The organism is Flavobacteriales bacterium, from assembly GCA_016716605.1.
Classification (GTDB): Bacteria; Bacteroidota; Bacteroidia; order Flavobacteriales_F; family PHOS-HE28; genus PHOS-HE28.
On the sequence record JADJWA010000001.1, the window covers coordinates 695,834 to 708,276 of the forward strand.

The 12,443-nt window shown below is 60.9% G+C and carries 10 protein-coding genes and 1 pseudogene; 5 read left to right on the forward strand and 6 right to left on the reverse strand.

All coding sequences use genetic code 11. From position 1 onward, the window contains the following. Positions 1–20: 20 nt before the first annotated feature. The 3 genes from IPM12_02740 to IPM12_02750 are packed head-to-tail and all read right to left on the reverse strand — an operon-like array spanning position 21 to position 2,768. Positions 21–503 carry a hypothetical protein gene (locus IPM12_02740; protein ID MBK9146721.1) on the reverse strand — a complete coding sequence of 161 codons (483 nt, stop codon included), beginning with the start codon at positions 501–503 and terminating at the stop codon, positions 21–23. A gap of 12 nt (positions 504–515) precedes the next feature. Continuing rightward, positions 516–1,025, reverse strand: a complete 510-nt coding sequence (locus tag IPM12_02745; protein ID MBK9146722.1) for a hypothetical protein — start codon at positions 1,023–1,025, stop codon at positions 516–518. A 36-nt stretch (positions 1,026–1,061) separates the two neighbouring features. Then, entirely contained in the window at positions 1,062–2,768 is a 1,707-nt protein-coding gene (locus IPM12_02750; protein ID MBK9146723.1) for a hypothetical protein, read from the reverse strand. A 339-nt stretch (positions 2,769–3,107) separates the two neighbouring features. Here IPM12_02750 and metG point away from each other — a divergent pair. The 5 genes and pseudogenes from metG to IPM12_02775 all read left to right on the forward strand — a co-directional run bounded on the left by metG (position 3,108) and on the right by IPM12_02775 (position 7,812). Next, positions 3,108–5,219 (forward strand): annotated as a pseudogene (gene metG, locus IPM12_02755) (methionine--tRNA ligase). 20 nt (positions 5,220–5,239) lie between these two features. Continuing rightward, positions 5,240–5,512 carry a hypothetical protein gene (locus IPM12_02760; protein ID MBK9146724.1) on the forward strand — a complete coding sequence of 91 codons (273 nt, stop codon included), beginning with the start codon at positions 5,240–5,242 and terminating at the stop codon, positions 5,510–5,512. After that, positions 5,458–5,757 carry a type II toxin-antitoxin system RelE/ParE family toxin gene (locus IPM12_02765; protein ID MBK9146725.1) on the forward strand — a complete coding sequence of 100 codons (300 nt, stop codon included), beginning with the start codon at positions 5,458–5,460 and terminating at the stop codon, positions 5,755–5,757. Before IPM12_02760 ends, IPM12_02765 begins: the two co-directional genes overlap by 55 nt. 11 nt (positions 5,758–5,768) lie before the next feature. Next, on the forward strand, positions 5,769–6,611 hold the full coding sequence (locus IPM12_02770; GenBank protein ID MBK9146726.1) for a chitobiase/beta-hexosaminidase C-terminal domain-containing protein: 843 nt from the start codon (positions 5,769–5,771) through the stop codon (positions 6,609–6,611). A 7-nt stretch (positions 6,612–6,618) separates the two neighbouring features. After that, entirely contained in the window at positions 6,619–7,812 is a 1,194-nt protein-coding gene (locus IPM12_02775; GenBank protein ID MBK9146727.1) for a CotH kinase family protein, read from the forward strand. A 38-nt stretch (positions 7,813–7,850) separates the two neighbouring features. Here IPM12_02775 and IPM12_02780 read toward each other — a convergent pair whose 3' ends face one another. Genes IPM12_02780 through IPM12_02790 form a run of 3 tightly spaced genes read right to left on the reverse strand, consistent with a single transcriptional unit; the run spans position 7,851 to position 12,440 of the window. Continuing rightward, positions 7,851–9,335 (reverse strand): T9SS type A sorting domain-containing protein, encoded by a 1,485-nt coding sequence (locus tag IPM12_02780; GenBank protein MBK9146728.1) that lies wholly within the window; start codon positions 9,333–9,335, stop codon positions 7,851–7,853. Further along, on the reverse strand, positions 9,332–11,035 hold the full coding sequence (locus IPM12_02785; protein ID MBK9146729.1) for a hypothetical protein: 1,704 nt from the start codon (positions 11,033–11,035) through the stop codon (positions 9,332–9,334). Before IPM12_02785 ends, IPM12_02780 begins: the two co-directional genes overlap by 4 nt. Then, the gene (locus IPM12_02790) at positions 10,962–12,440 is read right to left on the reverse strand and encodes a T9SS type A sorting domain-containing protein (GenBank protein MBK9146730.1); all 1,479 of its coding nucleotides are present in this window, start codon (positions 12,438–12,440) and stop codon (positions 10,962–10,964) included. Before IPM12_02790 ends, IPM12_02785 begins: the two co-directional genes overlap by 74 nt. Positions 12,441–12,443 lie beyond the last annotated feature (3 nt).

A 12,443-nucleotide genomic window follows, 5' to 3' on the forward strand; every position in this document is an offset into this window, starting at 1 on the left:
TGGGTAGGTGGGTTGTGAATTCATTGCTTCAGAATGCCATCGGCGATGAGCTTCTCCTTCAGTTGGGGACGCAGCACGCGGACGATGAAGGCATGGGAAACGCTTTCGCGGCCGCGGGTCTTGTCGCGGCGCACGCGTTGGGCGAGACGCTCATCTTCGGTGCTCACGAATTCCTTGTATGGACCATCGTCGGCGAAGAAGGTGTTGAAGTACTTCTCGTGCTTCTGGCGTGCGTTCACTTCGGGCACCAGCGGGCGCTGCTCGCATTCGGGCTTGCCTTCGCGCAGGCCATTGAAGATCACGTCGCTCACGGCGTTCTTACGGGCCTGCTCGATGGCATCCCAGCGGTGGCGGCCATTGCCATAGGCCTTCACGGTCTGCGAGCCGTCGCCTTCGACGCCCATGCACTCGGTGGCATGGCTGAAGTTGCCAGCGACCTTATTCACCTGCGCTGCACTCAAAAGAGGCATAAGCGCGAAGGAGATGATGATGATATGCTTCATGATGCTCATGCTTTAGAATCCAGCTCCGAGTCCACGAATGATGCCAGCGGCTTCCAGGTACTTGCGAAGGTCATCGGCCATGACCTTCACCTGCATGCACACTTTCACTTCGCGGCCCACCTTGGTGCGCTCCACTTCATCGCCCACCTGGCTCACGAATTTTCTGTAATCGCCGCCGTCGGCGAAGAAGGGCTTGAAGAAGTCGGCCTTCTGCGTCTCGATGCCCGGCTCACGTGCAAGCGCAGGCTTCCCCGTGATGGGGCCAAGGCCGCTGTAACCCTTGAAAACAACGCCATGAACAGCATTCTTCAGGCATTGCTCCAAGGCCGGATTCGTTCGGCTGGAGTATGAGCAAACACGAATCACGTAGGTGCCTTGCTTGGCCTCACTAGCTGGCTCAATGTCGTAGTGCCATTCCTCGGTAGCCTCGTCGGCCTTCTTGCGGGCCTGCGCATCCGCGCTGGGTGCAAAGAGGAGCAGCATGGCCAGGGCCAGGGCGCCGTTGATGATGATCTGTTTCATGGGAGTGGTTGGGTTGATTGGGTGGTGTTCATGTTATCAGAAGCGCACTTTCAGGGCGACGAGCACGCTTGGGACGATGCCGCTCTTAAAGGACTTGGTAAGTTCTTGTGCTTCATCGCTCAATTCGACATTCGTGCGGAGAATGGCGCCTCCCGATTCGTTGTCGTACTCGAACTTCGTCGTCAGGCCGATCGAAGGCCTGAGTTCCAGCGCCAGGAACGGTCCGAGGTGATGCCCGACCCCGCAACCCAGATTAATGCGCCGGTACTTGTACGAGAGCGCGTCCTTGTCGCTTTTGTTGGAGATAGCCTCGGAGCCATTGTTCGTGAAGTGCCAAGTGGCTAAACCATAGCCCAGCGTAGGCTCCACATAGAGATTGCCGCGGTTCATGAGGTAGAATTCCTTGGATAGCAGGAATCCGATATCGGTGCCGTTACCACTCCATTCTCCCGGTTTCGGATCGCGGCCGATTGACCCAACCAATCCACTCGCATCAAGGCTTGAGCCGAAGTAATTGTTGAAGAATCCTCCGATATAGAAGTTCGGAAATCGTGTCAATGTGCCGAGTCCGTTCCATTTCACAGTGCCGCTGATGCCGGTGCTGATGGCATTGCCCATGACATAACCGCCCGAGATGTTCACGCCCAGATCATGCCGCTCCTCGATGCTCATGCCCGGCCAAACCTTCCAACCGCCTTGCTGTTGGAAGGTCGAGGGCTTCGTCCGGCCATCGGCGTCCGTTTGGTTGCGCGTCACCTTGTAGGCCCGCACCACGCCTTTACGCTTCATGCTGTATCCCTTGCGGCCCTGCTTGTACTCGAAGGCCACGAAGCGGTCGTTCACCTTCACGTCCTCCTTGGTCCCAAGGCGCGCGGTGAGGGGGTAGGCCTCCACCACCGGAGCGCGCGGTCGCAATTCGCTCACCTTCTTCGAGCAGCGCTCCACGGCTTGCTTCTGCATACGTGAAGCGAACTTGGCCAGGATCTCTTCGTGCGGAGGGTCGCTCTGATTCACATTCTCACGCTCGGTAAGGTAGTCCTTGAAGCTGGCCACCTTGGTCAGCGGGAACGAGGCTTCATTCCACACGGCGGCCTTCGCGGCATCTGGTGCTTCGCGCGGGTTCCAGAAGCGCTGCACGAATTGCCATTCCACGCTGTCGTTCCATTGCAGCTTGTACAGGTCGGCAGTGTACTCAATACGATAGACATCGACGTACTTGGTGGAGCTTGAGCCGCTGGGCGTGCTTGGCGCATTGGCGCTTGCCGCCTTATTCAAGGCATCCAGGAAATTGCTGGCCTTGGAGGAACCGCTCTTCTTGTCGGTTGTTTTCACAGCATCGCGCCGATACTCCACCTTGGTCACATCATACACCACCACATAAGTGAGGTCGAGGAGTTGCCAGCCTTGGGCTCCGCTGCGGTCCACTTGTGAATGCAGCTGGATCATGCGGTCCATGTCGTCCTGCGAGTAGCGGCCGCGCTCCTGGATGAGCTTGGTGTCCATCCCGCCTTCGGCATCGCGGTTGAACCACTTTCCCACGATGGCGGGTCCGTGCGCGCTGATGAATCGCTGCAAAGAGGCATCGCGCGCGGCGTTGTCGCCACCAGAGGCATTCACGGCGGGTACGCCGATGCCATGGTCGTTGAATTTGCTAGTGATGCCGAGCGTCTTGAAGGGCTCAAGTACCTTCTTCTCTCGCTCACCGCTCTCCTCGGCCACCATGGTGGTCCAGGAAGGCCGCATGTATCGGCGCTGCGGGCGGGCAGCTGTCGATGCTTGTGCGTATATGTCTGCTGAAACTGAAAGGGAGGTGATTAGTAATGCCGCCTTAGCGATGCGGGAGAGAGAAAACATGCTTCATGGTTTTGGTTGTGTGGAGCAACAGGGTGCCGCCGCGTAGTCAATGGCTGTGCCAAAAAAACAAAATGGCTTGAACCATGCATTAATTCATAGCGGACGCCGTGCGGGGGATGGAGATGCCGGTACCACGCGTTTCAATGATAGCGACTGCTTCAGAAATGGCAATGCGCTGCCCGCCAAACCAATGGCCACGGTACTTTCGCCGCCCTCGCCATCGCCCCCGTGACCTCACCCGCCCGCCATACCGTTACCGCCGCCCTCCCCTATGCCAACGGCCCGTTGCACATCGGGCATATCGCAGGGGCCTACCTGCCGGCCGACATCTACGTGCGCAACCTGCGCCAGCGCGGCAAGGAGGTGCTCTTCATCTGCGGAAGCGATGAGCACGGCGCCGCCATCACCATGCGCGCCATGAAGGAGGGCACCACGCCCCGCGCCATCGTCGATAAGTACCATGCGCTCATGGGCCAAGCCTTCCAGGACTTCGGCATCCGCTTCGACATCTACCATCGCACCAGCAGCGATCTGCACAAGGAGACCTCGCAGGGCTTCTTCCTGAAGCTGCTGGAGAATGGTGCCTTCAGCGTGCAGGAAGAGCAGCAGTACTTCGATGAGGAGGCCAAACAATTCCTCGCCGACCGCTACATCATGGGCACCTGCCCGAAGTGCGGCAATACCGATGCCTACGGCGATCAATGCGAGAAGTGCGGCAGCGCGCTGAGCCCCAAGGACCTGATCGACCCGCGCAGCACCCTCAGCGGATCGAAGCCCGTGCTGAAGCCCACCAAGCATTGGTACCTGAAGATGGACGAGGCCCAGCAATGGGTGGATGCGTGGATGAACACCGGCGTGCTAGACGGCGCACCACATCATGATCCAAAGGAGTGGAAGGCGAGCGTGCTGGGTCAGTGCAATAGCTGGCTGAAGGACGGTCTGCGCCCTCGTGCCATGACACGCGACCTGGACTGGGGCGTGCCCGTACCTCTGCCCGGCGCCGAAGGCAAAGTGCTTTATGTGTGGCTCGATGCGCCCATCGGCTACATCAGCGCGACGAAGCAGTGGGCGACCCTTCGGCAAGCTCAGGGTCATCAAGCCGATTGGGAGAAATGGTGGAAGGCCGACGATACGCGCCTCGTCCACTTCATCGGCAAGGACAACATCGTCTTCCACGCCATCATCTTCCCGATCCTCCTGAAGCTGCACGGCGGCTACGTGCTGCCGCAGAACGTTCCAGCGAACGAATTCCTCAACCTCGAAGGGAAGAAGATTAGCACCAGTCGCAACTGGGCCGTGTGGCTGCACGAGTACATTGAACGATGGCCGAATCGCCAGGACGAATTGCGCTACTGCCTTGCCACCATCATCCCCGAGCAGAAGGACAGCGAGTTCACGTGGAAGGATTTCCAGGAGAAGAACAACAGCGAGCTGGTGAGCATCATCGGCAATTTCGTGCAACGCGTGATGGTGCTCTGCCACAAGTACTACGGCGGCAAAGCGCCCGAGGCCGGCACCGCGAAGTCCGATGACCTCGCGCTTTGGGGCACGGTGCACGGCAGTGCCGAAGAGATGGTGCGCGCCATCGACGCCTTCCGCCTACGCGATGCGCTGCAAGCCGCCATGAACGTGGCGCGCGCCGGCAACAAGTACCTCAGCGACCACGAGCCATGGAAGCTGGAGAAGACCGATCCCGACCGCACGCGCGCTGTCCTCGGCAATAGCATGAATGTGGCGGCCGTGCTGAGCACCGTGCTGGAGCCCTTCCTGCCCTTCACCGCCGAGCGGCTGCGCCGCATGCTGCGCATCGCTGCGCTGCCCTGGGATGCCGCGCTCCGCAGCGACCGCATCGCGCCCGGCCATGTGCTCGGTGCAGCCGAGCATCTGTTCAAGCCCATCACCGACGCGGAGATCCAGCCCGAGGTCGACCGGTTGCACGCCAACGCCCCAAGGGGACTCATCACCAACGCCCGTCACCCCGAGCGAAGCGAGGGAGTCCCAGACCGGCAAACCCGCGATCGCCTTCGACGACTTCGCCAAGCTCGACTTGCGCGTGGGCACCATCACCGCCGCTGAGCGCGTGCCCAAGGCCGACAAGCTGCTGAAGCTGAGCATCGACATCGGTGAAGCGCAACCGCGGACCGTGGTGAGCGGCATCGCGCAGCACTACGCGCCGGAACAATTGCCCGGACAGCAAGTGGTGCTCGTGGCCAACCTGCCCCTCGCAAGATGCGCGGGGTGGAGAGCCAGGGCATGGTGCTCATGGCCGAGGATGCCAATGGCAAGCTGGTGTTCGTGCAGCCGAAGGAGGCGGTGGGGCCGGGCGTGGAGGTGCGGTGAGCTATGTTTGTTGAGCTGCCATGAACACAGACAAGACCAAGCTTGCCATCGTCAGGAAAGTGCTTGCATTGGAGGATGAAGCCATCCTTGAAAATGTGAGTGCCTATCTCGCATCAGAACCTTCTGTCCTGTGGGGCGAGAAGAGCCCGGAGGTACAGGCCATGATCGAGCGCAGTTTGAATGAGCTCGATAGGGCGGAAGGCAAATCTCACGAGCAGGTCATGGCACGCTATTCCAAATGGTTGAAACCGTCCGCTGGTCGCCAACGGCAGAAGCGAGTTTCCACCAAGTAGTCGCTTACCTGCGGGCGACCTGGTCGGAGCGCGATGCGCAGAACTTCGTGCGCAAGACCGACTCGACCATTCGCATGGTGCGCATTTTTCCCGGAATGTCTCGCAAAGGAAGAAAGGGGACACGGGAAGCGCTGGTCACGAAGCACAACCTGATGTGCTTCCGGATCAAAGGCGCGGAGCTTCAGATCGTGGGATTCTGGGATACACGTCAGCATCCCGGCAAACGCAGGATTTCGGAGGTTTGATCACCCACGCTGTGAGGATCCTGATCGCAACACTGGCCTTTCTGAGCGTCTCTCATGCCAGTGCGCAAACCACTCCGCTCATCAACGAGCTCTGCGCGAGCAATCACGGCTGCTACGTTGATGCCCACGGCCGAACACCCGATTGGATCGAGCTCTTCAACACCGGCACGAAGCCGATCGATCTGCTGGGCTGGCGCATCGCCATCAATGGCAAGCAGCACGTGATCGATGCGCCGCTGCGCATTCCGGCCAAGGGCCAACTGCTTTTACTGTGTGATGCGAAACCCGACCACGGTCCAGAGCACCTCGGCTTCACCTTGGAGAAGCAAGGAGGCGCGGTGCTGTTGATCGCTCCCGATGGCTTGAGCATCGCTGACCTCTTCACCTTTCCCGCGCTTCGGGCCAACACCAGCATCGGCCGCATGCCCGATGGCCACAAGGCCTGGAGCCTCTTCGCGCAACACACGCCGGGAGCAGCGAATGAGACAAGCGGTATCGCTCGGGGCTTCAGCAGGGCGCCGCAACTCGAGCTCGATGCCACCAGCCGCTTGATCGCAACAGCGGAAGGCGAAGTGCGATTCACCACCGATGGCAGTGATCCACGAGGCGCTGGTGCCATGCGTTTCGTTGAGCCTGTTGCCGTTGAGCCCGGCCATGTTGTGCGAGCCATCGCCGTGCAAGAGGAGCGCTTGATCGGTGATGAAGCAATGCTCCTCGTTCCTGCGAACGGACATGCTGGCGATGGTTTCATGCTCGCACTCGATCCGCAAGACCTATGGGGCGATAGCACGGGCATCTACAATCCCGGCGCGGCGCAGAACCACCACGCGGCGCGGCATCTTCTGGGAGCGTGATGCGGTGGTGCGCATTGACAGCAGTGCGCTCTCCGTTGGCACTCGCCTCTTCGGCAGCGGCTCACGCGGCCTGGGCAAGCGTTCCTTCAAGCTCTACGCGCGCGATCGGTACGACAGTCCAGCGGATGGATTCGCCTTCAGCGATGGCACGCGCGTGCATGAGGGCGTGCTGCGCGCCGATGCCTCGCCGAATGCCTTTTTGCGCAATGCCGTCATGGAGAAAGTCGTGCATCGCTTCGGTTTGCATGTGCTGGTGCAGCCCTCCGTGGCGAAGCCGCTCTACCTCAACGGCGCCTATTGGGGCCTCTATCGTTGGATGCCCGGCAAGGACGAAGAATGGCTGAAGCAGCGCAGCAACGCTGAAGCCCTTGATATGCTCGAAGGGCCCGCCTCCACCGAACGCAGCGGCAAGGGCGACCACTTCCTGAACGCGCGCGAGCTGCTCGTGCGCGGCGCACCCATCGACAGCATCGATGCCGTGATCGACACGCGAAGCCTCATCGATCTCGCGTGCATCGACCTCTGGACGGGACGGGCCGACCATGAACTGAACGTGCGCTGCTATCGGCCGCGTGAGCGCGATGGCCGCTGGCACTGGGTGCTCTTCGACATGGACCTCTGGGCGCCGCCGAACGAGAACAGCGTGCAACGGATGTCGCTCGCCGTGCTTCCCGAAACGCCCTTCGTGCCGCAGCTGCTCGCGCACACGGAACTGCAGCAGCGATTGCTCGCGCGCATGACCGCGTTGCAGGCAACGGCATTCGAGCAGATCCCCGCCATCGCCGACAGCCTGTATCATACGCACGCTGCTGAGCTCGCTGACGATTTCAAGCGCTGGGACCTGCAGCTCGACATGCCCACGCCGGAAGCATCGCTCGCCGAGCTGAAGAGCTTCGCAACACAACGGGGTGCGCATCTCTTCGCGCACCTGGCCAAAAGCACCGGGCGGCGCCTGCACGAAACGGTGATCGAAGCGCCTCGCGCGGATCAGGGCGTTCTTCTGATGGATGGCCTAGCGCTGCCGCCCGGCAAGCACAGCATGCGCTGCTTCGAGGGTGTGCTCATGCACATCGAATTGCGCGCGGTAAAAGGACAAGAGTTCGCGGGTTGGAAGGGCGCGGATCTCGCCACGGCTTCTGGGACCATTGACCTGTGGAAGGCGAAGAGCCTGCGGCCGGTGCTCAGGAGTGTGGTGCCGTGATCAGGCGGGAGCGTACAGCAGCGCAAACCGCAGCATATTCACTGCACCAAGAGTTTCTGCTGCGCCACCCGCCTTCCGTTGGCGAGCAACTCAGCGATGTAGCACCCGCTGGGCAGCGTGCCCACCTGCACGGTGTGGTAATGCCCCCCGATGCGTTGCCGCAGCACGGCCTTGCCCAAACCATCACGAAGCAGCAACTCCGTTCCCGGCGAGAAAGCATCCAGCTCCAAGGTGAGCTGCGTGCTTGTTGGGTTCGGATAGAGCCGCATGCCCGGCAGGGGTTGCGCGGTGGGCCGCACACCCAACCCGATCTCGCCGCCAAACAAGCGCGTTACCATGCGCTGCAGGGTATCGTTGGTGGTGCCATCGCTGTAGCCGTGGTAGGCGCCCCAGAGGTAGTAGCTGCCATCGGGGGCTTGGGTGAAGCCAGCAACCGACCCATATACGAGCCCGAAGTGCGTGTAATCGCCGGTTGCTGCTCCATCGAAGTAACTGACGAGGTTTCCCAGTGTGTCAATCATGCAGATGCCCTTCCGTGGCTGCTGCTCCACTTCATTGAACCGTCCTCCCAGCACAATCAGCCCCGGCGCGATCGGATAGATGCAGAGCACCTTGGCATCTAGGCTCGTCGGGTTCAGCGACACCATATCAATGGCATTGTTGAAGGTGGGATCGAGGTTGCCATCGGGCATGACCCTAATGACCTGTAATGTGTCATTATCCCCGCTCATGCGGAATGTGCCGCCGATGTAGGCGCGTCCATCGGGCAATATCTCCAACGCCTGGATGTATCCCCACTCGATGTTGGAGTTGAAGGAGTCGTCCAGGCTGCCATCGGCGTGGATGCGGAAGACCTTGTCCACGGGCTGCCCCTCGTAGGTGGTGCCCCAGGTATGCACGAGGAACCTGCCGCCGAGGTCGCCGGCGGTCCCCTCGGGATATTCCTTGATCGCCCAGTTGATCCCATTTCCGCTGCGCGGGGTGCGCGTGGTATCGAGGTAGCCGGTGCTGGTGAACCAGATCAGGTTGTAGGCGCCTTGCCAGCCAAGGTGCGCGGCGTCTATGGTGTGCAGGCCGGTCATCAGCACGCGGCCGTCGGGGTACACGTGGTAGTCGCCGCCTTGGAGTGAGCTGAAGTAGGGGTCGTCGTTCTGCAGGATGAAATCCGGATCGAGCTGACCGTCGAAGAGGAACCTCCTTACCCCGGGCCCGTTTCCGGAATAGTACCCGTTCTGCCAAGGCGTGATCTTGCCGCCCATGGGCAGGAAGCCTTGGTTGAATGTGAGGTCCCGCTCGCCGTTGGGCAACAGGCGCGCGCCGCTTCGGGGATTTGGCAGATCGGGGAACTCCAGGTTCCCGCTGATCACCAGCCTCCCATCTTCAAGCGACCAAACCGAGAATGCATTCTGCGCTGGCAGATCAACGCGGAAGGTGGTGTCCACGCTGAGCGGCAGCTGCGCCCAGGAGGCAATCCACAAGGCCGCCGAAGCAGGACAGGCGATGATCCAGCGCAAGATGTTCATTGCACGATGAGCCTGTCGGTCTTCAGCGATGCGCTATTGGCGATCAGGCGCACCGCATAACTGCCGCGTGCCCACGCTTCGGTATTCATTACGTGCTGGCCGAATGCTCCCTGCAGCCCGATGTCTTCGATCACACGGCCGGCCACATCGGTAACAAGCAGTCGAGCGTTCTTCGCCTCGTTGGGAATCTGGTAGTTCACCGCCACCCACGATTCGGTGGGATTGGGCTGCAGGTGCAGTACCGGAAGTACAGCAATTGGCTTGGGCGCTGATCGCGCGCGTGCCGATTTCGGCGCAGCGCCGGCATCGCCCGTGTACGGGCTGCGGCAAATGCCGTAGTTGTAGCACAACAGGTTGCTGGCCCAGTTGGTGGGCCGGTCGTGCGGCACGTTGATGAAGGCTTCCAACTGCGCGATCTCGCCCGCATTCAACTGGGCTGTGCTGCGACCATCGTTGTGCACGCTCTCGAGGAAATCGATCAGCGTGAGCATGTGCAGCCGTTCGCCGATCTCGCGGCCCTTCAGGTCGTGCTCGGCGGGCAATGCGTTGATCACCGTGCGCGCATCGGCATACCGGTGCTGGCCCAGGAGCAGCGCCGCTTCGTGGTAACGCACTTCCGGCGCGCGCAAGAGCTGCACGGCGCTGCGCTCCTCCTCCAGGTCGAATTCATCGGTGGCGTTCTCGTTCAGCAGGTCCATGATGGTGTATGCGGCCTCGGCCATCACGGCGTGCTGCTGGCCCATGTCCACTTCGAGGCTGGCGCGGTAGGTGCGCTGCTCCCAGCTGGCCACGATGTTCTCGATCAAATAGGTCGGCAAGGGCTGCGAACAATCGTATTCGAGCCACCTGACGAAGCCTTCTTTCTGCGTGGCCTCCGGATTAGCGATGCAGACCTCCGCCTTGATGGCATCGGGCACGCCGGGCTTGTCCACCAGGTTCATCAGGGCCTCGGTGCTCAGGTAAGGGCTCTTGCTCAACAAGTAATCGCGCAGGTCCCAGATGTCCTGTGGCCAGGCGCTCACGATCTCTTCCACCACGGCGTCCGTATTGCCACCGTCGATCAGGGCCTCGTACAGGTAGCGCGTGTTGCCGTAATCCGTGCGGGCGCTCACCATCATACCGGCCACGCCCACCACGCCGGGGTCCGCGCTGATCAGGTGCGGGGTGCATTCGCTGCTCATGCCCCAAGGAATGCCGGCGGGCAGCAACAGGTCGCTGACGTGCTCGGGGAAGAGGCCCGTGCCGGTGCGGTAGTAGTAGGTGATGGGGTGGTCGGTATCCACATAGATGTCCCACTTCTCCGTTTCGCCGCCCCAACCGTCCAGGGTATTGTCCGCTCCACGGCCCGCGGAGGCTTGAATGGTGCGGATGGTGTGCGATGGCCATTCGAGTTCAGGTGCTTCTGTCGCTTTTCTGCTGTACAGGTTTGTAGCGACGTTGCTATTGCTGTTGCAGTACTTCTGCAGGCCGATGATGGCGCTGTAGCCTCCTGGCTCGGTGCTGGCGCACACCCCTTCGCCCACGAAGCCGGTGCTCAGGTTGGTGGCGCTGTTCTTCCACACTTTGTCGTTGTGGTCGCGGTTGTAGCCTACGACGATGGCCTCGGCGCAGCGCGCCGCGCGGCATTCAATGCTGCACCACAACGCGCTGCACAACAGCACGGCCATCGCCACCACGCACCTCCAATTGATAGGTCCCATTGTCAAGCAGAGTTAGGTTAAGTAAGGTTCGCGCGCCGGTGGCATTCGTCTCCAGCACCTTGCGGCCAAGCGCGTCAAGCAGTGCGATCACATGTTGCGTATTGGCCGTCGGGGATAATTCCACGACGAGTTCACCATTGGTAGGATTGGGATACGCGAGCACTGTGCAAGCACGTGGTCGTTCCACCTCTCCTACATACAAGCTACCAATGTTCAAACGGCTCACGAATCGCTGCAACGTGTCATTGGTCACGCCATCATCGTAGCCGTGGTAGGCGCCGAAGACCAGCAATTGGTCCGTTCCGTAAGGCACTGCGCCTTGGAAGCCTCCGTAGGTGTAATTCTGATAGACATACGGTCCGCAACCGGTGCCGACGCCTAGGTCGATCAAGGCGCCGGAAGTATCAACCACTGCAAGGCCGCGATGCGGCACACCATCAATTGAAACGAATTTGCCCAGCAGCAGGATCCGATCAGGCGCCAACTGGTGCATAGCGAACACGATCGCCCCTAGGCCATCCAGTTCGCCCAGCTCGAAGCTCAGGTGATTGTTGAAGCTCGGGTCCAGATCGCCATTGGGCAGGAAGCGGACCAGGTGCAACGTATCCGTGGGGTTGGCCGCGAGGCCGAACATGCCGCCCGCGTACACCCGGTCATTCCCTGCGGGCAGGAAGCATTGCGCCTCGCCCCATTGCACGCCAGCGAAGAAGGTGGTGTCCAAGCTGCCGTCGGGGTGCATGCGCTGCACGCGGCTGGTGGGCCTTCCATCGTACACGGTGCCGAAGGTGCCTGCGATGAACTTCCCATCCGGCAATTCGATGAAGTCATAGAGCGCGCCGTTGCCCGTGCGGTGCGTGCGCGTGGTGTCCAGGTAGCCTTGGTTGCTGAACCAGATGAAGTTGTGCGGGCCCTCGAAGCCGCGTACGCTGTCGTAGAGGGTGTGGTTGCCGCTCATCACCACACGGCCGTCGGGGAACACATGATAGTCGCCGCCTTGGAGGGAGGTGAAGTAGGGGCCGTTGTTCATTGGGATGAAGGTGGGGTCAACTAAGCCATCATATTTGAGCCGGACCACCGTTTGTGTCGAATTTGCATAGAAACGATCCTCCCATGGCGTCAGTTTGCCCCCGCCCGGCAGCGCCCCACCAGGTGTGTTCTCTAGAAAGGTCTCATCCCATGTGCCATCGACGTTAAGCCGAACTACTGGTTGGAACGTGAACGGGAAGGGCTCATCTAGTTCGTGGATCTGGCCGGAGATGATCACGCGGCCATCCTCCAGTGGCAGAGCCGAAGAGACGTACCACGTTTGGAATTCGGCTCGAAAAGTCGTGTCCAGTGCGAAGGGGGCTTGCGCACTTACGCACCGAGCTGCCGTTAGGCTGCCGAGCACCAATAACCAGCGCATCGC